This window comes from Collinsella aerofaciens (assembly GCF_018785245.1).
Lineage (GTDB): Bacteria > Actinomycetota > Coriobacteriia > Coriobacteriales > Coriobacteriaceae > Collinsella > Collinsella aerofaciens_AD.
The window spans coordinates 1-23,653 of the sequence record NZ_WQPL01000024.1; the positions used below are offsets into that span (position 1 = coordinate 1).

Here is a 23,653-nt window from a genome sequence, read left to right on the forward strand (position 1 = left end):
GGTGGACGGCACCGAGCCGTACGCTTGAACTGAGAAGGGGGAGGCCTCGCGGCCTCCCCCTTTTTTGCGTTTACCGGGCATAAATGACTCATTTACGCCAGACCATTTAATTCTTTTTGGTATTGAGCTTTTATTTAAAGAAAATAAAACGAATAACAAGGGCAATTGCTATGGCTGCAATGATCAAAAGCAGGATTGTCAGTCGATGCTGCTTGCGTCGTTTACTTGATGAAACGAAGATTGATTTTCCCTGTTTTGGCGTTTCGAGATAGCGAGCCGAATGCGTCAAGGTTTGCTTTGGTCGAGGACCTCTTTGTTGATGAGCGGCGGATGCTTTCATCGGCTCATCACTAGCTGCGCTGTTTTTAGATAATGGTGCGTCTTTCAGATATACAGGGTCTCCCGAGGCGACGCCCATATGTTTGCGTCCCGTTTGGGCATCCTCGAGCGTTTGATATCGATTTCTCGTCACATACTCTGGCTCAGGATCATTAATGGGCTCTTGCGAGATGTGGGGGCGATGGAACCGTGGCGGCTGCGTGGAAGTTTCTTCCCCCTGCGTCTGCATAAACATTTTGTTCTGATTTTGGTCGTCCATGATGCCCTTTAGCTCGTTACCAACAACGTGTACGCGCTCATTGTAAGCCCCTTGTTATTTGTAGCTGCGAACATACTCGTTATTTAAGCTCTGGTTCAAAGAACCTTAACCTTACTAAAACATGAGTCAATTACACTTAGATATGCTTATAGTACTTGACTCAAAAAACTTTATAGTCAATGTATATATAAGCACTGTGTGGGCATATATATGAGCGTCAAAAGAAGTCCCAGTCACCTAGAAGATGGCTCGGCAGTCCTAAAAGGAGTGGTAAACATGGCAAGCATGGTTCCTTATCGTTCGGTTTTTGGCGTTCGTCCTTCTGCTAGCTCGCTGTTCGATCTGTTTGATGATATGACCGACCTTGCAAACAACTCGATTGCTTCCAAGGCGTTTCCCGTTGACGTTGAGGATAAGGGCGACGGCTATGAGGTCAAGGCTTATCTGACCGGCGTCGCCAAGGACGATATCGATGTCGAGCTTAACGAGGGCCGTCTGTCCATTAGCGTGAATGTCGAGGAAGACGAGGAGAACGAGGGCAAGAACTTCCTGCAGAAGGAGTTCAGCTCGTACAGCGCGACGCGTGGCGTGTATCTAAAGGACGCTTCGAGCGAGGGCCTCTCGGCTAAGTACGCTGACGGCATCCTGACCGTTACGGTCCCCAAGATCGTCGAGAAGAAGAACGTTACGAAGATCTCCATCGACTAACTTCGTTGGTGTTCTGCGCTATAAAAAGACAGCAAAAGGGGCTGGGAAGCGATTCTCGGCCCCTTTTGCTGTCTAGGACAGTCTATTGAATGGTTACTGGCCGATGCTGGCTTGCGGGGCGTATCGAGAGTTTTCGCGATCCTTGGAGAAGGGTTGCGGAGCTGCCGACCTCGTCATCCAGGGTTGCGGCCAGAGCTTCGGCATAGCTTTTGACGGTAAGGCTCGGACGATTGTTATCTTGGCTGATATGCATGGCAATGAGCTGTTCGGTGCGATCGGTAACAAGTTCGCGCGCGGCTTCGGCGGCTTGGCCATTGGAGAGGTGTCCCCTTGCAGACAGGATGCGCTCCTGAAGAAAGCGGGGATATTCTCCCTCGCGCAGCATGGTCACATCGTGGTTGCTTTCGAGTGCGAGGACTCGACAATCTTCGAGGGTGTTCATGGCTTGGCTCGATAGCTCTCCGGTGTCGGTGGCAAAGCCGATGGAATCATCGAGGGTGTCGAATCGATAGCCGACTGGATTGATGACATCGTGTGACGTTGAGTAGGTTTGCACGTGGATGCCGGCAATGGATAGGGTGTCACCGGGATCGAATTCCTCGACAGGCAGATGCGAAAGATTTTCTTTGCTCGAAAGTGTGCCCCTGCTGGCAAAGAGGGGGCCGTGCCAGTGCTTGCACCAGACATCGAGACCCTTGATGTGATCGCTATGCTCATGAGTAATGAGAAGAGCCGAGACGTTGTCTGCCGAGAGCCCCAGTTCTGCCATACGCTTTAATGTCTCGCGGCGAGACAGTCCGTCATCGACCATAATGAGCCCCTGTGGGCCCTCGATGAGTGCGCAGTTGCCTTTAGAGCCACTGCCGAGGATATGAAGGTGCAGACGAGACATAAGATTCCAAAGGATACAATGGGTGCGGACGAATAGAGGAGGAAGCGAATGCCAACGGTATCACAGCATTACGGACACCATGCCGTGCCTGGGGCAGTCGATGAGACCCGGACGAGACAGCAGGCTGCTCCTGTCGTGCTCATGGTATCAGGCGGCGCGGACTCGACGGCACTGCTTCTTATGGCGTGCACATCAAAGCTGGATATCCAAGACGGACGCGGTGTTGCCCCCATTGCTCGCGAGCGCCTGCATGTGCTGCATGTAAACCATCATCTGCGCGGCAAGGCGTCCGATGGCGACGAGGCCTTTGTGCGTGAGCTCTGCGCGCAATATGGTTTACCGCTGTGTGTGGAGCACGCTTATTTTGATGGGGAGTCGGGCAATATTGAGGCCGCGGCCCGCGAGGTGCGCTATGCCGCGGCGCGGAGGTATGTTCGCGAACTCTGCGCCCAGACGGGGGCGCCGCGAACGGCGGCTCGTATCTGCACCGCGCACACGTCTTCGGATCGCGCGGAAACGTTTTTGATGAACGCGATTAAGGGTTCAGGGCCCGCTGGTCTATCGAGCATTCCTCGCCGGAGGAATATCGTGGTGCGTCCCTTGCTCGACCTAACTCATGGCGAGCTCGTGGGCTATCTACAGGTACATGGTCAGCCGTGGCGTGAAGACGAGAGCAATGAGGATATCTCGTATCTGCGAAACTACGTGCGCCATCGGGTAATGCCAGTGGTGGCACAGCGTAATGCGAGCGTGTGCAAGACGATTGGCGCCGCCTGTGAGATCTTGGGTGATGAAGATGCGTTTCTATCCCAGCTGTCGGCACAGGCGTTTCGAAGCTGTTTGCGCAAAGAGGCAGCGGGCGCACTGGTGCTCGATGCCAGGCGCCTTGCTGCGGCCGAGGTGGTAATCGCGCGGCGCATCGTGCGACTGGCGATCAAACGCATCGATCCGGACGCTCGTCCCGAGATGCGGCATGTTGAGCGAGTCCTTTCCTGCGTTGCCGAGGGTGCCGGCTCGGTCACGCTTCCGGCGGGAATTGACGCGCGCGTTGAGTTTGGCATGTTGGCGTTTAAGGCCCCGGTGGCTCGCGAGGGCCTGGTCGCGGACTGGGTTACCGTACCCGGTCGTTTGCCGTTGGGCGGGGGACGTATGCTGGTCACAGAGCCGATGGCCGTTGAGCCGGGATGCGATATCGTGCGCCGCGCCCGTGAGCTTGCGGCCGCCGGGGAAGTGACAGCTTTGGTAGACGCGGCTGCCTTGGGTTTTGCCGACAGCGATAGTGAGCGGATCCTGGCGGGCTCGCGTGGCGAGACCCCTGTCGAGGCGCGATTGGCGCGCCTGTGGGTGGACGGTCCCGCACCGGGAGACGTGATGTGCCCGTTAGGGATGAGTGGCCGAAGCAAGAAAGTATCCGACTTGCTAGGCGAGGCTCGCATTCCCGTTTCCGAGCGCGCCGGCGTGCCCATGGTGAGGACGGCGCCGGGAGGTGCCGTGGTGTGGGTCGCCGGAGTTCGCGCGGACGAGCGTTTTAAGTGCACGGCCGCAACGCGCGTGGCATATCTGCTCCGCGTGGTCGATGCGGAATAGCGTCCCACGCCTGCTATTCTGTGCGACGTTGACGGTATTCCCGCGCTGATGGCGCACGGGCTGGTAAATTTACCCCGTGCGCTGCTAGAATGTGAAGTTCGCGTCCATACGGCGGTGTGTGGGCGATAAGCACAAGAAAGGGTTGTCATGGCTTCTCAACATCCGGATATCGAGAAGGTTCTGTTCACGCAGGAGGATATCGACGGTATCGTCTCTCGCCTGGGCGAGGAGATTACGCGCGACTACGCGGGTAAGGATTTGGTGCTGATTGCGGTCCTGCGCGGTGCCGTGGTCTTTATGGGCGACCTGATGCGCAAGATCGAGCTGCCGACCAACATCGATTTCATGGCTGTTTCGAGCTATGGCGACGGTGTGAAGTCCTCGGGTATCGTGCGTATCATTAAGGATCTGGATATCGACATCCGCGGTCGCGACGTGCTGATCGTCGAGGACATTCTGGACTCGGGCCTGACGCTCAAGTATCTGATGAAGAACCTCGAGAGCCGCAAGCCCGCTTCTCTGGAGGTCGCTGCCTTCCTGTGGAAGGACGTTGAGGACCGCACCTCGGCCATCACGCCCAAGTATGTTGGAACCCATTGCCCCGATGCCTTTGTGGTGGGCTACGGCCTCGACTATGCCGAGCGCTATCGTAACCTTCCGTATCTGGGCATTTTGAAACCGGAGGTTTATTCGTAAGATGCCCGACGACCATAACGATAACAATTCCCAGACTCCCCGGGAGCCTAAGATCCCGGGGATGCCCGGAGGCAAGAAGCCCACGCGTACGGGCTGGCTGTATTTTATTTTGGCTTGCGCGCTTCTGGGCTACGCCTTCTTTAACATGGGCTCCGGCTTTGCCAATTCTAGCAATACCGTTAAGCTCGCGACGAGCGAGATGGTGAGCGCCATCAAGCAGGATCGCGTCGAAGATCTGACCTATACGGTTCAAGACGGAAGCGTGACGGGTCATTACTGGAAGACGAAGAAGGACAAGGGCGATACGAGCGAGCTCAAGAGCTTCTCCTCGACCTATGTCGGCTCCGATTCGCTTGCCGAGCTCATGTCGGAGCACCCCGATACCAAGTACATCGTCAACACCAACGATCCCGATTTTTGGGGCGACTTGGCGATGAGTGTGCTTCCGACGATCGCCCTTATCGCCATCATGTTCTACTTTATGCGCCAGATGATGGGCGCCAACAACAGGAACATGCAGTTTGGCAAGACCAACGCCAAGACCAACGAGGCCACACGCCCCAAGGTCAAGTTTGAAGACGTTGCCGGCGTGGACGAGGCAGTCGAGGAGCTCGAGGAGATCCGTGACTTTTTGAGCGATCCGGATCGCTATCGCAAGCTGGGCGCCAAGATCCCGCGTGGCGTGTTGCTGGTTGGCCCTCCGGGCACCGGTAAAACGCTGCTGGCCAAGGCCGTTGCCGGCGAGGCGGGCGTGCCGTTCTTTAGCATCTCGGGTTCCGACTTTGTCGAGATGTTCGTAGGTGTCGGCGCCAGCCGTGTGCGTGACCTCTTTAAGGAGGCCAAGTCCCAGGCCCCGTCGATCATCTTCATCGATGAGATCGATGCCGTGGGACGTCAGCGCGGAGCTGGCTTGGGCGGCGGTCACGACGAGCGCGAGCAGACGCTCAACCAGCTGCTGGTCGAGATGGACGGTTTTGAGGAGAGCGAGTCGGTCATCCTGATCGCTGCGACCAACCGTCCTGACATCCTGGATCCGGCATTGCTGCGTCCCGGCCGTTTTGACCGTCAGGTTACGGTCGACCGTCCGGATGTGAAGGGCCGCGAGCAGATCTTGCGCGTACATGCCGAGAACAAGCCGATGGACGAGGACGTTAAGTTTGAGAAGCTCGCCCAGATGACCGTTGGCTTTACCGGTGCCGATCTGGCAAATCTGCTCAACGAGTCTGCGCTGCTGGCTGCTCGCCGCCATCGTTCCGTGATCTCGATGGACGAGGTCGAGGAGTCGATGGAGCGCGTGATTGCCGGACCGCAACGCAAGGGTCGCGTGATGACCGAGGCCGAGCGCACCACGATTGCCTACCACGAGAGCGGTCATGCCCTGGTGGGCCACATCCTGGAGCACTCCGATCCGGTCCACAAGATCTCGATCGTCAGCCGCGGCCAGGCGCTGGGCTACACGCTGCAGCTTCCGCAGGAGGACCACTTCCTCAAGACCAAGAACGAGATGCTCGACGAGCTCGCCGTGTTCTTGGGCGGTCGCGTTGCCGAGGAGCTCATGTGCGATGATATTACGTCGGGCGCGAGCAACGATCTGGAGCGCGCAACCAAGATGGCGCGCGAGATGGTCACGCGCCTGGGCATGAGCGAGGAGCTGGGCACGCAAGTGTTTGGCGAGGCGCAGCATCAGGTATTCCTGGGCCGCGACTATGCCGATCATCAGGACTACTCTGAGGAGACGGCGCGTCGCATCGACATTGAGGTCCAGCGCATTATGCGTGAGGCCCATCGTCGTGCGGTCGAGATTCTGGACGCCCGTCGCGATCAGCTCGATCTGATGGCGAAGGTGCTGCTTGAGCGCGAGACCGTCGAGGGCGACGCCGTGAACGCCCTGCTCGACAACGAGTGGAATGCCTACCTTGAGCGCGAGGGCGATATCCTGGCGGCCAAGGAGGAGCGCAATGCCAAGGCGGCCGGCATGCCGACCAAGAAGCGCGCGCTTCGAATGAGCGAGGAGGAGCTGGCGGCTGATGCCGCGGCCTTTGCGCAGGCGGCCATGCAGGAGGATGCCGAAGTCGCATCCGATGATGCTGACGATGACCATGCCGTCAATGCCGGTGCCGACACCGACGCCGACAAATAGTCCTTGTAACAAAAGCCTCCGCGGGGAAACTTGTGGAGGCTTTTTCTTTTGAGCGATATGGGGCCGTCTGTTGATTGGGGACAGACTTAAATGAGCATTTTCACGCATTTAAGTCTGTCCCCAATCAACATTGTGTCCCCAATTAACATTGCTGCGGCACTTTGCTCGGCTAAAGCGTACAATAGCGCCTATGCGAAAGGGGAACAGATGATCAACGAAACTATGTATGCTCGCGGCGCGGAAAGCTCCATCATCCGTGAGATTTTTAGCTATGGCCTTGAGCGCAAGGCGCAGATCGGTGCGGAAAACGTATTCGATTTTTCGCTGGGCAATCCGAGCGTTCCGGCGCCCGCTGCTGTGGCTGAGTCGATTAAGAAGGCCCTGGAGCTGCCGAGCGACCAGCTGCACGGCTACACGCCCGCACCGGGCCTGCCGCAATGTCGTGCCGCTGTGGCCGAATCGCTCAACCGCCGCTTTGGAACGAACTATGAGGGTAAGGACGTCTTTATGACGGTGGGTGCCGCGGCTTCGCTCACCTGCACGCTCAACGCCGTTACGAACCCGGGCGACGAGGTTATTGTTATCGCCCCGTACTTTCCGGAGTATCGCGTTTGGATTGAGAAGGCCGGCTGTACGTGTGTTGAGGCGCTTGCCAACGAGGACACATTCCAGCTGAGCGTGGATAACGTATTCAAGGCGATCACCGACAAGACGGCAGCCGTCATTATCGACTCGCCCAACAACCCGACCGGTGCCGTATATACGCGCGACACGCTGACGCGACTGGCCAATGTTCTGCGCGAGGCCAACGCTCAGCGCGATCCCGAGAATCCGATTATGCTCATCTCGGATGAGCCGTACCGCGAGATTGTGTACGGTGCCGAGGTGCCTTGGGTGCCCTCGATCTACGAGCACACCATCGTGTGCTACTCGTATTCCAAGTCGCTGTCGCTGCCGGGCGAGCGCGTGGGGTGGATCTTGGTTCCCAACACCAATCCGCAGGCTGCCCGTCTGATGCCGGCTGTTGCGGGTGCTGCCCGTACGCTAGGTTTTGTATGCGCACCGGCACTCTTCCAGCGCGTAATCATCGATTGCATCGATGAGCCGAGCGATGTCGAGGCCTATGCGCGCAACCGCACCGCGCTTACCGACGCACTAGCGGAGTACGGCTACACCTATGTTGAGCCGGATGGTGCATTCTACCTGTGGGTGAAGGCGCTGGAACCCGATGCGAATGCGTTTTGCGAGCGTGCAAAGAAGTATGAGTTGCTTGCGGTTCCCTCGGACAGCTTTGGTATGCCGGGTTGGTTCCGCCTGGGCTATTGCGTGAGTTACGAAACGATTATCAATTCGCTACCCGCTTGGAAACAGTTGGCGGACGAGTATCGTTAAAAGTAAAGCGCTCTGCCTACAATGTTTTACGTGAAACGGGGTTTGGTGTTAAGCCAGACCCCGTTGTCATGGACGTTGTGTCTTTGGGATGGAGTGGTTTTACGACTATCGAAGGCTATGCGTACAATGAATATAAGCGACGGCCGTGCCAGATAAGGAGACCTGATGCCCTACCTGCTTTCTTGTGACATTCATACCCATACGATATTCTCTGCGCATGCATATTCGACCATTGAGGAGAATGTGTACTGGGCGGCAGAGCGTGGCCTGCAGGTGCTCGGATCTGCCGACCATCTGAGCTCTATGGTTACGGCTTGCCCCAATGACCTGCGCAGTTACCAATTCTTTATCAACCAGGATATCTGGCCGCGCATTTGGAGCGGCGTGCTGGTGCTGCGTGGTGCCGAGGCCGATATCGTTTCGCTGGACGGAAGCCTGTTTGGCGAAGACACTCCTGTCACGCTCGATATTGCCGGTGATTCGTACAGCCGTCAGCATTCGCTGTTCGATTTGGTTACGCGAAATTTGGATTATTTGGTTGCGAGCGTGCATAATCCGCAGATTGCTGAAGGCGCGACGCTGGCCCAGACGACCGAGATGTATATCAATGCCCTGGAGTACCCCAAGGTGTTCATGCTGGGTCACACGGGACGTTCGGGCGTGCCGTTCGATATCGACGAGGTGCTGTTGGCAGCTAAGGCCAAGCACAAGATTATCGAGATCAACAACCATAGTCTTGAACACGGTGTCGACACTGAGCATTGGGCCGTATGCCGCAAGATCGCCGAGCGCTGCGCCGAGCTGGGCGTGGGCATTGGCGTGTCAACCGATGCCCACATTGGCATGGCCATTGGCAAGCTCGATCACGCGCGCAAGATGCTCGACGAGATTCACTTCCCGCTAGATTTGATCGTGACGCGCGACCGCGAGACGCTGCTGCGCGAGATGGCGGCAGCCGGCGTGTGCGATCTGAGCAATGGGATGTGGCGGAGTTTATAAACCAAGCGAAGGGGGCGGCCCAGGCGGGTCGCCCCCTTTCTTGTCCCAAAAATCTACTGAGGTCGGTTAGCGGCGTTCGAGGACCGCTACGGTTTCGGTGTGGTCGGTGTGAGGGAACATGTCGACGGGTGTGATCTTGAGCAGGCAATAGCCTCCGTCGAGGAGCTGATGCAGGTCGCGCTCTTGAGTTACGGGGTTGCAGCTGATATAGGTGATGCGGCGCGGCTTAAGCGCGCAGGCAGCTTCGAGGAACTCGGGGGTAGAGCCGGCGCGCGGCGGATCGATGGAAAGGACATCGACCCGCTCGTTGTTATCGGCGGCATCCAGGATGCAATCGGTGGCGTCGTCGGCCATAAACCAGGCGCTGCGGGTGAGGCCGTTGAGCTCGGCATTGCGACGTGCGTCGGCAATGCCCGCCGGGTTGCGCTCCACGCCGAGCAGCATAATGCCGATGCCCTTTTTCTGGGCATCTTTAACTGCGCAAAGACCGATGGTACCGCTGCCACAGTAGGCATCCATGAGCACATCGCCCTGGTGCAAATCCATGCCGTCGATAGCGAGCTGATAGAGCAGCTCGGTCTGTTGCGGGTTGGTCTGGTAGAACGCGGTGGGGGAGATATCGAACTCGCAGCCGAGTAGCTGGTCGCGCATGCACTTGGCGCCATACACGATGCGGGTTTCCTCGCCGAGGATGGCGTTGCCGGGGCGTCCGTTGATGTTTTGGGCGACGGTGACGATGCGCGGATCGAGTGCGGCGACGGCCTCAAAGAATTCCTGCGCATGCGGTAAGTCACGCTGGGCGGTCACGAGCGTAACCATGACCTGGTCGGTACGCCAACCGCAGCGGATGACGGCATAGCGAAGCAAACCAAGATGCTTGTCCTCGTTAAAGGCGGGAATATGCAACCGCTCAGCTTCGCGTGCGATGCCGTTGAGAATCTGACGAGCGCCCGACGCCTCGACGGGGCATTCGGGTACGGCAACGATCTTGTGCGTGCCGCGCTCAAAGAAACCGCAACGGACAGCGCCCTCCTTACCGGGAGCAAAGGGAGTGGCAGCCTTATGACGAAAGCCACGCGGCGCAGGATATTTACCCGGGTCGCCAAGGGTGACGCCCATACCGCGAATAGGATCGACAGCAATGCTCTCGCGCTCACAAAGCTCGGCAAACAGCTCCTCCATAGCAGCCTGCTTAGCCGCCAACTGCTTTTTATAAGGACGATTGAGCGCCGTGCACCCACCGCAAGATTTCATGATCGAACAGGGAGACTTGGGGTCCACGGCCTTACGCGCAGACGAAACCCGATCTTTATGCGAGCGCTTGGAACGAGTCTGAGGCGCTTTATCCCCGCCTCGACGAGAGTCAGAACGCTTGGTCTTAGCTCTGCTCTTGGTCGGTTTGCTTTTTGCAGCTTTAGAAGACTTGGATTTCGTAGAAGATTTCTCCTCCTTCGACCCCTCAGCCGCCTCGATCAAAGCACGACGAGCCTTACGCTCCGCACGAGATTCTGCCATGAATTAACCCCACTAATTTACAAATTGAAATCTGAAAGCATTGTACCGTGCCAAGCTAGCGGACGATATGCAAGCGTCCATTTCGTGTCAGTGATAAGTCCAACGATGTTTGCTCCCCGCCCATGCCGGGCAAACCCTCCCTTGTACTTTATCAAGGTAGAGTGTATGATTCTGGACGTTACACGACTCACTTTACTTAACTAAAGTGCCATCAAGGGGGAATACCATGAATACCGATATGTCTCGTCGTCAGTTTGTTGGTCTAGCCGGCTCGCTCGCCACGGTGCTTGGCCTTGGTCTTGTCGGTTGCGGCGGTGGCGCCGGCAAGGGCTCCGCTGCTGGCTCTGCCGCGGCCAAGGATGTGAAGGGTGCTGCGGAGTCCAAGAAGCTCGTGGTGGGCTTTGATAAGTCCTATCCTCCGTACGGCTTTGTGGGCGACGATGGTGAGTACACCGGCTTTGATCTCGATCTGGCCAAGGCTGTTGCCGATAAGCAGGACTGGGAGGTCAAATACGAGGCCATCGACTGGGACGCCAAGGATACGCTGCTTAACTCGGGCGCCATCAACTGCATCTGGAACGGCTTTACCATGGAGGGGCGCGAGGATGACTACACGTTCTCTGAGCCGTACATGCTCAACGAGCAAGTGCTCGTGGTCAAGAAGGACGCGGGCATCAAGAGCTGGGACGATCTTGCCGGCAAGACCGTGATTACCCAGACCGATTCCGCTGCGCAGGATGTGCTCGAGGGTGACCAGAAGGATCTGGCGGCGACGTTTGCCACGCTCGACACGATCGGCGAGTACAACACGGCCTTTATGCAGCTCGAGAGCGGCGCGGTCGATGCCGTGGCTTGCGACCTTTCGATTGCCCAGTATCAGCTTGCCGCCAAGCCCGATGCTTATACGCAGCTTGATGAGCCGCTGTCCAGCGAGCACTACGCCGTTGGCTTTAAGAAGGGCGACACCAAGTCGGCCGATGCTGTAGCCGAGTCGCTCAAGGCGCTCTACGAGGACGGCACGGTCAAGGACCTCTGCGATAAATATTCAAGCTATGGTTTGTCTTTCGATAATTGGGTGCTCAAGTAATGTCTATTCAGGTCATGATGCAGATGCTTGGCCAGGGTTTCTTGGTCAGTTTGCAGTTGTTTGTGCTGACGCTGTTGGGGTCGATTCCGCTGGGAATTCCCGTGGCGTTTATGCGCATGAGCAAAATCGCGCCGCTTCGCTGGATTGCGCGCATCTACATTTCGGTCATGCGCGGTACGCCGCTCATGCTGCAGATGTTTGCCATCTACTTTGCCCCGTACTACGTGTTTGGCATTTCGCTCACGCCCGATTCCAAGTGGACGGCGTGCGTCGTGGCGTTCATCATCAACTACGCCGGTTACTTTGCCGAGATCTATCGCTCGGGCTTGCAGTCCATTCCGCGCGGTCAATACGAGGCCGCCGAGGTGCTGGGCTATTCGCGCGTGCAGACGTTTCTGTATATCGTGATGCCGCAGGTTGCCAAGCGCATTTTGCCGGCGATGGGCAACGAGATCATCACGCTGGTCAAGGATACGTCGCTGGCGTTTGCCATCGGCGTGGGGGAGATGTTCTCGACCGCCAAGGCCCTGGTTGCCTCGCAGGTGAGCATGGTACCGTTTGCGATTGCGGCGCTGATCTACTGGGTTTTCAACTTCGTGGTCGAGATGCTGTTGGGCGCCGCCGAAAAGAAGCTGGACTATTATCATGACTAACTCGGTGATGAAAATCGAAAGCGCTCGCAAGGCGTTTGGCGGCAATGAGGTGCTCAAGGATATCTCGCTCGAGGTCAAGCGTGGCGAGGTCGTGGCGATTATCGGGCCTTCGGGTGGCGGCAAGTCCACGCTGCTGCGGTGTGCCACGCTGCTCGAGACACTCGACGGAGGCTCGCTCTCGTTTGGTGGCCTTGCCGTTGCGACGGATGCGGGTTCGGGCGCAGTCTATGCGAAGGGCGATGTGCCCAAGCGGGCACGCTCGCGATTCGGCCTGGTGTTCCAAAATTACAACCTGTTCCCGCACTATACCGTGATGAAAAACATCATCGACGCGCCGATCCGCGTGCTTAAGCGCCCGCGCGAACAGGCGGAAGCTCGTGCGCGCGAGTTGATCGCGCAGATGGGGCTTACGGGCAACGAGAACAAGGTGCCATGTGAGCTTTCGGGCGGCCAGCAACAGCGTGTGAGTATCGCCCGCGCCTTGGCGCTCGACCCGGAGATCCTGTTCTTTGACGAGCCGACCTCGGCGCTCGATCCCGAGCTAACGGCCGAGGTGCTGCGTGTCATTAAAGACCTTGCGGCGCAGAATATGACGATGGTGATCGTGACCCACGCAATGCAGTTTGCGCGCGATGTTGCCGATCGCGTGGTCTTTATGGATGGCGGCCGCATTGTCGAGGAAGGGCCAGCCGATCAGGTTATCGACCATCCGCGCGAGCAGCGCACCCGTGAGTTCTTGAGCCGTATCGAGGGATAGGCTCAGGTATTTACTCAACTATTAATTGAGGCGAAGCCGCCGCAGGTCTTACGGTCTGTGGCGGCTTTTTGTTTGCATCGACGGGGTTCAATAATCGCCTCACAAGCTTGTCTCTTCCTCTCGCCGCCTGTATTCATACGTGCGCCGAAAGGTATGCATGGACAGCCGCCCGTGAGGGTAGGGTGGTGGCATAGGACATTTGGAGGGTGAGTCGGCTCGGCTGCCGACCATGCTGCTCCCGGGATGGCACCGACCGCGAACTCTCCCCGTTGGCGTCGCGCATTGCGCGCGGCCCTGCAAGGAGGTCATCATGGGTGCTCCCAAGACCGGTAACGTAAGGAACGTGGTGCTCGTAGGCCAAGGCGGGGTGGGCAAGACTTCACTCGCCGAAGCCATGCTCCACCTTTCCGGCAAGACCGCCCGCCTGGGCGGCCACGACGGCACCAAGCCCACGCTCGACTATGACCCCGAAGAAGTTAAGCGTGCGTTTTCCATCTCGACGACCATCGCGCCGATCGACTGGAAGGGCGCGCGCATCAATGTGCTCGATGCCCCGTGCTACCCCGATTTTATCGGCGACGCCTTTGCCGCGATGAGCGTCTGCGAGACGGCTCTGTTTGTGGTCGACGCCGAGGCCGGCCCACAGCCTACGACGGTTAAGCTCTGGTATGCCGCCGAGGACCTGCGTCTGGCGCGTGCGGTGTTCGTAAACCGCCTGTCGCGCTCCGAGGCCAGCTTTGCGACCACAATGGACTTGCTGCAGGAGCGCTTTGGCACGCGCCTGGGCGCCGTGACCCTTCCCTGGGGCGAGGGCGAGGACTTTGACGGCATCATCGACCTGGTGCGCATGAAGGCGCGCCATTGCAACGGCACCGAAGCCGTTGAGTCGGAGATTCCCGAGGAGTATCGTGCCCAGGCCGAGGAAGCCCATGACCATCTGTGCGAGCTGGTGGCCGAGGCTGACGACGAACTGATGATGAAGTACCTGGAAGGCGAGGAGACGCTGACGCAGGAGGAGCTTGAGGGCCTGCTGTCGAAGGCGATTGCCGAGCGCATCTTTGTGCCGGTCTTTGCGGGCGATTGCATTAAGGAGCAGGGCGTCAACTCGCTGATGGACGATATCGCCACGTACTTCCCGGCGCCGACGGACTACGGCGAGATGCCGCTCATCGACGGCGATTCGCTCAAGATTTCGAGCGACGATGACCGTCCGGTGGCGTTTGTGTTTAAGACCCTGGCCGATCCGCAGCAGGGCCGCATCAGCTTTATCAAGGTGCTGACGGGCACGCTTGAGCCGGGCCTTGAGCTGATCAACGCGCGTACCCGCAAGAGCGATCGTCTGGCTCACCTGTATGTGATGTGCGGTCGCGATATGACCGAGGTTGGCCATGCCTATGCCGGCGACATCATCGTGGCGCCCAAGCTGGCTGCCGAGACGGGCGACACGCTCTCGATTACCGGTAAGGTCGAGGCCGCGGCGTTTAAGTTTCCCAACTCGCAGTACCGCATTGCCATCGAGGCCGAGAACCGCGGCGATGAGGAAAAGCTCTATACGTTTATCGAGAAAGCATGCAAGGCCGATCCGACCATGAGTATCGACCGCGACGAGGAGACGGGCCAGACTATCATCTCCGCCGTGGGTGAGGCGCAGGTTTCGGTGCTGCTCAACCGTCTGGAGGATCGCACCAAGGTCGTGGCCAAGAGCGTGCCGATCCGCATTCCGTATCGCGAGACCATCCGCCGCACGGCGAGCGCCCAGGGCCGCCACAAGAAGCAGACCGGTGGTGCCGGTCAGTATGGCGACTGCTGGCTACGCGTGGAGCCGCTCATTGGGCCCGACGGCACGAGCGACGGCTACGAGTTTGTGGATGAGGTCGTGGGCGGCCGCATTCCGCGCTCGCTGATCCCCGCCGTGGACAAGGGCGTCCAGGAGACCATGAAGGACGGCATCATTGCCGGCTATCCGCTCACGGGCATTCGCGTGGCTGTGTACGACGGCTCGTATCACAGCGTCGACTCCAACGAGATGGCGTTCCGCGCGGCGGCTCGCATCGGCCTGCGCAAGGCGTGCGCCGATGCCGACCCGGTGGTGCTGGAGCCCATCGAGGAAATCACGGTGACTATTCCCGAGAGCTACGCCGGCGCTGTGATGGGCGACATCTCGGCATCGCGCGGCCGCGTGACGGGCATGGAGACCGATGAGCGCGGCGACACCGTGGTCATCGCCCAGGCGCCGCTGGCCGAGCTGACGGATTATTCGACGCGCCTGCGCTCTATCACGCGCGGCACGGGCGACTTTACCATGAAGCCCGCTGGCTATGAGCAGGTTCCCTATGACGTTCAGGCCAAGCTGGTCGAGCGCTATGAGGAGGGTCGCGCCAAGTAGCGTGTGGCGTTGCCTGCAACATGCGTGCCGATGCAAGGGCCGCTCTGGGTAACCGGGGCGGCCCTTTTTGATCCCTTGGGGACGGAGGAAAACGGATCATTTTAGGTTTTGGGGCAGCTTGGTCGGTCCTAGTCTCCCGAGGCCTGGTTGCGGCCGGTAGCGTAGTCGATCTGCACATGCGGCTGCAGGTTGTAGCAATATACGTGGAAGCAGAGGGTCTTGCCGTGGTCCTCGACCGATTGCGCCTCAAGGCGCATGCCACGGCAGACAAGTTCCTCTTCGTTATACATGGGCGTGACACGGTAGAGCACATGGTTGCCTGTGTCGCGGATGTAGTTAAGAATCTGCTCTTCAAACGGCAGCATACCCGTCTCGTTGAGATAACGCGTGCCGGTGAGGAGATTCTTGCGATTGGCGTTCTCGCCGCAGAGTGACCAGGCGATAAGGTGGCAGCGGTTGTAGAGGCTCTGGCCCGGAATAAAGTCGTAGCGCTGCTGGTGCCAACCGGCAGGATGGATACGCGAGATATCGCCGCGCTTGCCTTGACCGAGTGACTCGGGGCCCACGCAGGCGAGCGCCTTGCGAGTGCGGCCCAGGCTGTCGAGCTTGGAGAATTTCTTAAAGCAGCCCTCTTCGGTGGCGCGCTCGTATTCATCGAGTGTGAATGATGGCGTGCCGAGCGGGTGCGTGCTGTCGGCGCGAAGGGCAACGTAGGGGTTGCCGGCGTAGTCGGGAATGCTGCTGAGGTATACGCCGCGGGCGCGGTTAAGGTCGGGGTTTTCGACCTCGTCGATGGGGGTGGTGGAGCTGTCCTCGGAAGCGGCATCACCGGTGTCGGGTGCGGCGGATTCGGAGCCATCGCCGGAGTCCTCGGAGCTCGCCGTTCCCGATTCGAGCCGAGCGACCAGGCCTGCCTCGTCCTCGGTGCGGCTGGGACTCTCGTTTTGCTTTTCGGCCAGAGCCGCTGCCTGCTCATCGCTTTGCGGCGACAACAGCTTGGGCGCTCCGTCGAGCGACCCTGTGAACAGCGCAAACCCCAGCACCACGGCGGTGCCGATGGAAAGTACTTGCTTGTAGGCGGACTTGCGCGACATGGAGGCTCCTGGATGGACGGTTGGGGCCTACCAGTCTAGCAGGTGCCGCCCATGGACGTTTGCTCGGTCGAATGCGTAAGATGTGAGGCAAGCGATACTGATGAGGTTGTACCGTATAGGCTGGGAAAACGACATGCTTTTTTCTGCCGAGAGCAATGCGAGAGAGAAGGCCCCTTGTCCGACATTATCCATATAAGCGACGCGCGGCTCGAGGAGCTTATCGCCGAGGATGTCCCCTATATCGATCTTACGACGCATATCCTGGGAATCGGTGAGGCGCTCGGTGCGATGGAGTATTACATGCGCGAGAACTGCGTGCTTTGTTGCACGGAGGAGGTTGCGCGTATGGCCACAATGCTGAACCTGACGGTCGAGTGGTTTGAGCCCTCGGGAACCAAGGTTGAAGCCGGGCGGTCTTTTATGCGTGTACGCGGTTCGGCCGCCAATTTGCATCTGCTATGGAAAGTCGGCCTAAATATGTTCGATCACTACTCGGCTGTGGCAACCAAGACGCGCAAAATGGTCGACGCTGCGCATGCGGCCAATCCCATGTGCGAGGTGCTGACGACGCGAAAGAGCACGCCGGGCAATAGAGATCTGCTGACCAAGGCGATCGTTGCGGGCGGAGCGTTTCCGCATCGCATGGGCCTTTCCGAGACCGTGTTAGTGTTCGACAACCATACCAGGTTTATGACAGCGCCTTCTGGGGCGACGGGACTCGATGCGTTTATTGAGCTTCTGCCCCAGATTCGTCGACGCTGCATCGAGAAAAAGTTGTTTGTCGAGGCGGGTGCCGATGATGCTCGCAGGCTGGTGAAGGCGGGCGTTGACGGTATTCAGTTCGACAAAGTGTCGGTTGCCGAGCTGGGACCGCTTGTCGAGGAGCTGCATGGAATCGACCCCCATGTGGCCCTAGTTGCGGCGGGAGGGATTCGCCCCGACAACGCTGCCGAGTACGCGTCGACTGGCGTTGATGGCCTCGTGACCACGTCCTGCTACACGGCGAATCCCGTCGATATGAGCGTCAAGATGTTCGCCTAGCGCGTCGCCGCGCGTTTGCCCGGGCAAACGCGCTCAATAATAAAACCGTTTCTTTCTTTTGCGGGCCCATGCTCGCAAAACGCAGTTGCGGTGGAATAGTTCCTGTTGGAGCCTGATAGGCCGCAAAACAGGAACTATTCCACCGCAACTTATCGGGATGCGGATTACTGGTTCATGGCGCCGTGAATGTAGGGGGTGACCTCGGGGGAGATATGGTCGCAGCCCAGCTCGCGCAGCGCGGACTCGATAACGGCGGGCAGCGGGGTCTTGCCCTTGTCGTCGATGGCGGCACCGCCGAGGGCGGCAATCTTGGCAACATCTGCGGGTGCGGCCTCGATATGCATGCAGCCGCCGATCAAGCGCGCGCGTACCTGTGCCAGATCAAGATCGTGCAGGTAATCCTCGCAGGCGCGGATTAAATCGACCTTCTCGCGCGTAAGCTCCTCGCCCGTGGGAACGCGCGTGGCAAGACATGCTCCCGCCGGCAGGTTCCAAACGGGATAGCCCCATGCGCGCAGCAGCTCGCGCTCTTCGTCCTTGGTAAAGCCGACCTCCATGAGAGGGGAGCGTACGCCGAGCTCTTTTGCCGCACGCATGCCGGGGCGGTAGTCACCGCGATCGCTTGCATTGCTGCCATCGATGACGGTGGGAAAGCCGAGCGACTTGGCGTGGTTGACGATGGCGGTAAAGCCGGCGTGCTTGCAGTGGTAGCAGCGATTGGCATCGTTGCAGGCTACCTGGGGGAGCTGCAGCTGATCCACCGAAAGATTGAGCACGGGGAGTTTAAAATGCGGTCCTTCATTGGCTTGTCCATCAACGGACCGCTCAAACGAAGCCTGCTCGGGCGTGCCGATGAGCGGCGTGGTGAGATGGACGAGGAGGGTATTGGTAGGCATGATGCGGGCGCATACGGCGGCCAAAAAGCTGCTGTCGACGCCACCGGAAAACCCGATAGCCACGCGCCCGTATGCCAAAAGCAGCTGTTCGAGCGCCGATAGCTTGTCTTGAAGCTCCTCTGCGGGTGCCGTGGTGTCTAAAATCATGAAACGATCCTTATCGTTGAGTACTCGATTGAAAACTATAATCCTAATGCGTTACTTGCCATAAGACTTCTATCTGTGTAACGAAAGTGCAATATGGTATATACGTTATATACAAGTTGCCAAATGCGGTAGAGTTGCGGCAATGCGACAGCGAGAGTCGATGGGGGACCGATATGATCAAGGCTGTTATTTTTGACATGGATGGAACGCTGGTCGATACCGAGCGTTTGGGGATTAAGGCCTGGAAGGCAGGCGCCGCTGAGCTGGGGCTCGCGATTGATGAAGCGCTGATCCATCAGTTTATCGGTCGCACGCTGCCCGATGTCATGGACATCCTCGATAAGCATTACGGCAGCCACGAAACCACCGAGGCGGTCTATGTCCGCCACAAGGAGATTCGCGACGAGATGGTCAAGACCGATCTGGAGCTTAAGGCCGGCGCTGCCGAGTGCATAGACGAGCTGTTGGCTGCGGGCTATCACGTAGGCCTTGCAACGTCATCGCGCCATGTTACGGCCGAGCGCAACCTTAAAGCATTCGGTCTTTTTGACAAGTTTGAAACGGTGACCTGCGGCGAGGACGTCGCGCACGGCAAGCCCGACCCCGAGATGTATCTGCTTGCCTGCGAGCGCGCGGGTTTTGCCCCCGAGGAATGTGCCGTGGTCGAGGATTCGCGCAACGGCTGCGTCTCGGGCATTACGGCCGGCTGCCATGTCTTTGCCGTTCCCGATATCGTGCCGCTGCCGCAAGACGTGGTGGATGGCTGCGAGGCCGTGCTCGATACGTTGTTCGACCTGGCGGCGTCGGTCAAGGCCGTGCGCTAGACAATTGCGGTGTTGAAACGAGCAATTGCCCACGTTTGCGCTTAAGCAAAAGGGGCCCGGCAATGGTCGGGCCCCTTTTGCTTAAGCGGCGACATAGCATACTTGCGGGCGTGCTATAGATACGCGCCGAGGTTGATGGCCGTGGCGTCGGTCTGGGTGCTTGCCTGGGTGCTGGCGCGCTCCAGTAGGAACGGACGTACCAGTTCTTGGCGGTTGATATCCTCGGCGGCGGTGACTGCGGTGACGGTGCGCGCTGCAGAGCCGACGCGGATATGCTTGGTCTTTGCCGGGGTCTTGTTCTCGATTTGCTCCATGAGCAATTGAACGCCCTTGCGGCCAATCTCGTAGCCCGGGGGCGCTACCGTAGTGAGCGGGACCGATCCGCTCCAAGCGAGCGGGTTGCCATCGCAGCCTGCTACGCGTACCTGCTCGGGGACAGAGATGCCCTTGTCGACCAGTGCCGAAACGACACCCGAGGCCAGCACGTCGGTCAGACCGACGACAAAATCGGGGCGTTCGTCGGCGGGGCGCGCGGCGATTTGGGCGCCGATGCCGTAGCCGTCGGCGGCGGTATTCCATTCGCCAGCGTCGATGACTTCGATCTTGATATCGGGGTGCAGAGCGAGCGCCTTATGAATGCCAAGGACGCGCAGGGTGAGTTGCATAAATGCTGCTCGGCCGACGACGACAATATGGTGCGCGCCGCGGGCGATGGCGAGTTCGGCAATGATGCGACCCTGGGCCTCGTTGTCGGCCACTACATAGTAGCCGGGCTCGGAGCAATGGATGTCCAGGTGGACGATCGGCACGGGCATCTTGGCCATGGCGGGGTGCCAGTCGGGGGATGCCATGGGCTGAACCATGACGCCGGACATCTGGGTGCCCATAAAGTAGCGCAGGTAATGGTCCTCGAGAATATCGTCGTTATCGGCGTTGGCGATGAGCAAGTCGTAGCCGTGCTTGCGGGCCTCGTTGTGGGCGCCGCTGGCGATTTGGAGTGAAAAGCCGTGGTCGAGACGGGGGAGCACCAGGCCAAAGGACTTGGTGGCGCCGCCCGCGAGCTGACGAGCGCTTTGGTTGGGCAGGTAGCCAAGGCGATTGATGGTCTCGTTGATGAGCTTGAGGGTCTCGGGGCGCAGCTTTTCGGGGTGGTTGAGCGCGTTGGAAACCGTGCCCAGCGAAACCCCGGCCTCGCGCGCGACGTCGCTGATTTTTACCTTTGCCATAGCGGCCCCTTTGATGCGTTTCAAGTACAAGCCAGATTGTAGCATCCCAAACCTTCCAAAAAGGGACAGGTTTATTTTGGCAGGTTTTATCTGGGAAAACGCCGTTGCCAGCGCGACCACCACGAAGGGGACAGGCACCTTTGCAGTGGTTTGGACCGGCTGGGCATGTGTGCATCGGGTGGTATCTAAGTTGAGATACCACTTCTGGTATATCAGCTTGCGCTTGCGTGAGTACAATACTCGAACGTTATACGTCTCAGCGCCCCCTGTGCGTGGACGTCTTGCAGTCACGCGAACGAAGGGATTTATCCTATGTGCGGAATTGTCGGCTACACCGGCTCTGATATTGCAAAGAACATCCTGGTCACGGGCCTCAAGCGTATGGAGTATCGCGGCTATGACTCTTCGGGCGTCGCGCTCGAGGTGGGCGAGGGCGCCGCGGCGCACCTCGACGTCATCCGCCGCGTGGGCAAGGTCGCGGGCCTGGAGAGCGAGCTTGCCAACATCGACAGCGACGCTACCTGCGGTATCGGTCACACCCGTTGGGCCACCCACGGCAAGCCCTCCGTCGTTAACGCTCACCCCCACACCAGCTGCGACGGTCGAATCGCCATCGTCCACAACGGCATCATCGAGAACTTCGCTGAGCTGCGCGAAGAGCTGGAGGGCCGCGGCCATCACTTTAAGAGCGAGACCGATACCGAGGTCTTCGCGCATCTGATCGAAGAGGCTTATGCCGAGACGCACGACCTGATGGCCTCCGTGCGCGAGGCGTGCACCCACGTGGTCGGTGCCTATGGTCTGGCCGCCGTGTGCGCTGACGAGCCCGGCGTGATCGCCGTGGCCCGCAAGGATTCCCCGATCGTGGTCGGCGCGGGCGAGACCGGTTCCTACGTTGCCTCTGACGTGATTGCACTCATCGACGCCACCCGCGATGTCGTGGTGCTCGAGGACGGTCAGTTTGCCAAGCTCACGCCCGCAGGCGTCGAGTACACCGACGAGGCTGGCAACGTTATCGAGCCCAAGGTCACCCACATCGACTGGGACCTGGACATGGCAGAAAAGGGCGGTTATCCCGACTTTATGCTCAAGGAGATCCACGAGCAGCCGCGCGTCGTGCGCGACACGCTGGTCGGTCGTATGACGCCGGCCGGCGAGCTCGATATTGACGAGCTGGGCCTTTCGCTCGAGGAGCTCAACGACATCGACCGCGTCTACGTGATCGCTTGCGGCACCAGCTATCACGCTGGCCTCATTGCTAAGAATCTCATTGAGGGCTGGGCTCGCATCCCCACCGAGGTTGAGGCGGCCAGCGAGTTCCGTTATCGCAATCCCATCATCACGCCGACGACGCTCGTCGTTGCCGTGTCCCAGTCGGGCGAGACGGCCGATACCCTTGCCGCCATTCGCGATGCGCGCATCAAGGGTGCCAAGGTCTTTGGCATCACCAACGTGGTGGGCAGCCCCGTGGCGCGCGAGAGCGACGGCGTCATCTATACCAAGGCCAACAAGGAGATCGCGGTCGCCTCGACCAAGAGCTTCATCGGCCAGGTTGTGAGCCTCACGCTGCTGGCTCTGCTGCTGGCGCAGGTCAAGTACCGTCTGACCACCAAGCAAGCGCGCATGATGTTCCGCGAGCTTTCCGATACGGCCGAGCAGATCCAGTGGATTTTGGACACGCAGACCGAGGCCGTGCACGAGGCCGCCCTGCTATGCAAGGACGCGCAGTCGGCGCTGTTCGTGGGACGCGGTATGGGCGCTGCCATCTCCTACGAGGGCGCACTCAAGCTCAAGGAGGTCAGCTACCTGCACGCCGAGGCGTATGCTGCCGGCGAGATGAAGCATGGCCCCATCGCGCTGATCGATCCGGGCTTCCCCGTCATCGCCGTGGCCACCAAGAGCGCCACCTACGACAAGACCGTGTCGAACCTTATGGAGTGCAAGGCGCGCGGTGCCAAGGTCATCGTCGTTGCCACCGAGGGCGACGAGGAGATCAACAAGATTGCCGACTGCATCATCCGCGTGCCGGCAGTCCGCGACGTGTTCAGCCCCATCACGGCGAGTGTCCCGCTGCAGCTGCTCGCCCGCGAGGTCGCCATCCTGCGCGGCTGCGACGTCGACCAGCCCCGTAACCTGGCCAAGAGCGTCACGGTAGAGTAGTTGGTTCCGCCGTTCTAGCGACTAAGGCCCGGCTCTGCGTCATTAGACGGAGCCGGGCCCTTTTTTGCATTTGACCAGATAAAACCTGCCAAAATGAACCTGTCCCTTTTTGGCAGGTTAGCGGAGCTTGCTGGTCTCGAAGTACTCGGGGAACTGGTCCAGAACCTCGGTTTGGTTGCGGAACATCATGTGCAGGTGCTTGCTGACCAAAAAGCTCGCTTCGATGGGGTCGCGACCGGCGATGGCGCGGCGAATCTGCTTGTGCTCGTTCACGATGTCCTGATTGTCGAGAACCTGCGTGGCGGCGCGCAGCCAGCGGAAGCGCTCCAGGTCGGCATTGGTCTCTTCGAGCCACGACCACACGGTGCTGCGACATGCGATGCTAAAAATCATGTGATGCATGAGGTTGTCGCTCAAAAAGAAGCCGATGCGATCCTCTTCGGCCATGGCTTTTTCCTGCAGCACGATGGCGCGGTCGAGCTGCTCGATGCCGGCCGACGTGGCTCGCGCACAGCACTCCACGATCACCTGCTTTTCCAGATGCTCGCGGATGTAACAGGCACTCTCGGCAAGGGTGAGGTTGATGGGTGAGACGTAGGTGCCGCTCTGGGGCACGGTGCGCACCAGGCCCTCTTGCGCCAGACGCACCAGTGCCTCGCGCACGGGCGTGCGACCCATATCTAGGTCGTCGCAAAGCTGCTTGACGCCCAGCTTTTCGCCCGGCTTGTAGTCCAGGTAGACGATTTTGCGTCGAATGGTGTGATAGGACTGGTCCTGTAGGCTCGTTTCCTGCTCGCCGACGTGCATCGATTCTTCCATAGCGCCTCGCAACTGTTCTATCAAACTCATATGTCA

The 23,653-nt window shown here is 59.2% G+C and carries 20 protein-coding genes; 13 read left to right on the top strand and 7 right to left on the bottom strand.

All coding sequences use genetic code 11. From position 1 onward, the window contains the following. Positions 1-130: 130 nt before the first annotated feature. Positions 131-598 (bottom strand): hypothetical protein, encoded by a 468-nt coding sequence (locus tag GPK39_RS06150; protein ID WP_147349627.1) that lies wholly within the window; start codon positions 596-598, stop codon positions 131-133. A gap of 276 nt (positions 599-874) precedes the next feature. Here GPK39_RS06150 and GPK39_RS06155 point away from each other — a divergent pair, with 276 nt between their 5' ends. After that, on the top strand, positions 875-1,306 hold the full coding sequence (locus tag GPK39_RS06155) for an Hsp20/alpha crystallin family protein (protein ID WP_040359532.1): 432 nt from the start codon (positions 875-877) through the stop codon (positions 1,304-1,306). 82 nt (positions 1,307-1,388) lie between these two features. On the opposite strand, the gene GPK39_RS06160 is transcribed toward GPK39_RS06155, so the two are convergent. Continuing rightward, on the bottom strand, positions 1,389-2,198 hold the full coding sequence (locus tag GPK39_RS06160; protein WP_215674440.1) for an MBL fold metallo-hydrolase: 810 nt from the start codon (positions 2,196-2,198) through the stop codon (positions 1,389-1,391). Between the two features lie 48 nt (positions 2,199-2,246). Between GPK39_RS06160 and tilS the strand changes: the two genes are divergently transcribed. From tilS to GPK39_RS06185, 5 genes are all read left to right on the top strand, one after another. Beyond that, the gene (gene tilS / locus GPK39_RS06165) at positions 2,247-3,785 is read left to right on the top strand and encodes a tRNA lysidine(34) synthetase TilS (RefSeq protein ID WP_215674442.1); all 1,539 of its coding nucleotides are present in this window, start codon (positions 2,247-2,249) and stop codon (positions 3,783-3,785) included. Positions 3,786-3,932: 147 nt separating this feature from the next. Next, on the top strand, positions 3,933-4,481 hold the full coding sequence (hpt, locus tag GPK39_RS06170) for a hypoxanthine phosphoribosyltransferase (RefSeq protein ID WP_006235600.1): 549 nt from the start codon (positions 3,933-3,935) through the stop codon (positions 4,479-4,481). 61 nt (positions 4,482-4,542) lie between these two features. Next, positions 4,543-6,621 carry an ATP-dependent zinc metalloprotease FtsH gene (gene ftsH, locus GPK39_RS06175; protein WP_276571290.1) on the top strand — a complete coding sequence of 693 codons (2,079 nt, stop codon included), beginning with the start codon at positions 4,543-4,545 and terminating at the stop codon, positions 6,619-6,621. A 207-nt stretch (positions 6,622-6,828) separates the two neighbouring features. Further along, positions 6,829-8,013, top strand: coding sequence for a pyridoxal phosphate-dependent aminotransferase (locus tag GPK39_RS06180; protein ID WP_215674446.1), 1,185 nt, complete (start codon positions 6,829-6,831; stop codon positions 8,011-8,013). 165 nt (positions 8,014-8,178) lie between these two features. Next, a complete protein-coding gene (locus tag GPK39_RS06185) occupies positions 8,179-9,012 on the top strand; it encodes a phosphatase (RefSeq protein WP_215674448.1) in 834 nt (277 codons plus the stop codon). Positions 9,013-9,078: 66 nt separating this feature from the next. On the opposite strand, the gene rlmD is transcribed toward GPK39_RS06185, so the two are convergent. Continuing rightward, positions 9,079-10,293: a 23S rRNA (uracil(1939)-C(5))-methyltransferase RlmD gene (rlmD, locus tag GPK39_RS06190; protein ID WP_321573283.1), complete on the bottom strand. Its 1,215-nt coding sequence runs from the start codon at positions 10,291-10,293 to the stop codon at positions 9,079-9,081. Between the two features lie 460 nt (positions 10,294-10,753). On the opposite strand from rlmD, the gene GPK39_RS06195 reads away from it, so the two are divergent. The 4 genes from GPK39_RS06195 to GPK39_RS06210 all read left to right on the top strand — a co-directional run bounded on the left by GPK39_RS06195 (position 10,754) and on the right by GPK39_RS06210 (position 15,410). Next, entirely contained in the window at positions 10,754-11,614 is an 861-nt protein-coding gene (locus GPK39_RS06195) for a transporter substrate-binding domain-containing protein (protein WP_138375044.1), read from the top strand. After that, positions 11,614-12,267, top strand: coding sequence for an amino acid ABC transporter permease (locus tag GPK39_RS06200; protein WP_006235606.1), 654 nt, complete (start codon positions 11,614-11,616; stop codon positions 12,265-12,267). Before GPK39_RS06195 ends, GPK39_RS06200 begins: the two co-directional genes overlap by 1 nt. Continuing rightward, on the top strand, positions 12,260-13,024 hold the full coding sequence (locus tag GPK39_RS06205; RefSeq protein WP_252204740.1) for an amino acid ABC transporter ATP-binding protein: 765 nt from the start codon (positions 12,260-12,262) through the stop codon (positions 13,022-13,024). The genes GPK39_RS06200 and GPK39_RS06205 overlap by 8 nt, the downstream gene beginning before the upstream one ends. Positions 13,025-13,334: 310 nt before the next feature. Then, the gene (locus GPK39_RS06210) at positions 13,335-15,410 is read left to right on the top strand and encodes an elongation factor G (RefSeq protein WP_215674451.1); all 2,076 of its coding nucleotides are present in this window, start codon (positions 13,335-13,337) and stop codon (positions 15,408-15,410) included. Between the two features lie 128 nt (positions 15,411-15,538). Here the strand turns inward: GPK39_RS06210 and GPK39_RS06215 are convergent, their stop codons facing one another. Then, a complete protein-coding gene (locus tag GPK39_RS06215) occupies positions 15,539-16,504 on the bottom strand; it encodes a DNA/RNA non-specific endonuclease (protein WP_215674452.1) in 966 nt (321 codons plus the stop codon). A gap of 174 nt (positions 16,505-16,678) precedes the next feature. Between GPK39_RS06215 and modD the strand changes: the two genes are divergently transcribed. After that, entirely contained in the window at positions 16,679-17,545 is an 867-nt protein-coding gene (modD, locus tag GPK39_RS06220) for a ModD protein (RefSeq protein WP_252204742.1), read from the top strand. 164 nt (positions 17,546-17,709) lie between these two features. On the opposite strand, the gene larE is transcribed toward modD, so the two are convergent. Beyond that, a complete protein-coding gene (gene larE / locus GPK39_RS06225; protein WP_215674453.1) occupies positions 17,710-18,588 on the bottom strand; it encodes an ATP-dependent sacrificial sulfur transferase LarE in 879 nt (292 codons plus the stop codon). A 173-nt stretch (positions 18,589-18,761) separates the two neighbouring features. Here larE and GPK39_RS06230 point away from each other — a divergent pair, with 173 nt between their 5' ends. After that, on the top strand, positions 18,762-19,412 hold the full coding sequence (locus GPK39_RS06230) for an HAD family hydrolase (RefSeq protein ID WP_215674455.1): 651 nt from the start codon (positions 18,762-18,764) through the stop codon (positions 19,410-19,412). A gap of 113 nt (positions 19,413-19,525) precedes the next feature. Here GPK39_RS06230 and GPK39_RS06235 read toward each other — a convergent pair whose 3' ends face one another. After that, the gene (locus GPK39_RS06235; protein ID WP_252204744.1) at positions 19,526-20,638 is read right to left on the bottom strand and encodes a LacI family DNA-binding transcriptional regulator; all 1,113 of its coding nucleotides are present in this window, start codon (positions 20,636-20,638) and stop codon (positions 19,526-19,528) included. A 312-nt stretch (positions 20,639-20,950) separates the two neighbouring features. On the opposite strand from GPK39_RS06235, the gene glmS reads away from it, so the two are divergent. Beyond that, positions 20,951-22,798 carry a glutamine--fructose-6-phosphate transaminase (isomerizing) gene (gene glmS / locus GPK39_RS06240; RefSeq protein ID WP_215674459.1) on the top strand — a complete coding sequence of 616 codons (1,848 nt, stop codon included), beginning with the start codon at positions 20,951-20,953 and terminating at the stop codon, positions 22,796-22,798. A 117-nt stretch (positions 22,799-22,915) separates the two neighbouring features. Here glmS and GPK39_RS06245 read toward each other — a convergent pair whose 3' ends face one another. After that, a complete protein-coding gene (locus GPK39_RS06245) occupies positions 22,916-23,617 on the bottom strand; it encodes a GntR family transcriptional regulator (RefSeq protein WP_050766156.1) in 702 nt (233 codons plus the stop codon). Between the last annotated feature and the right edge of the window lie 36 nt (positions 23,618-23,653).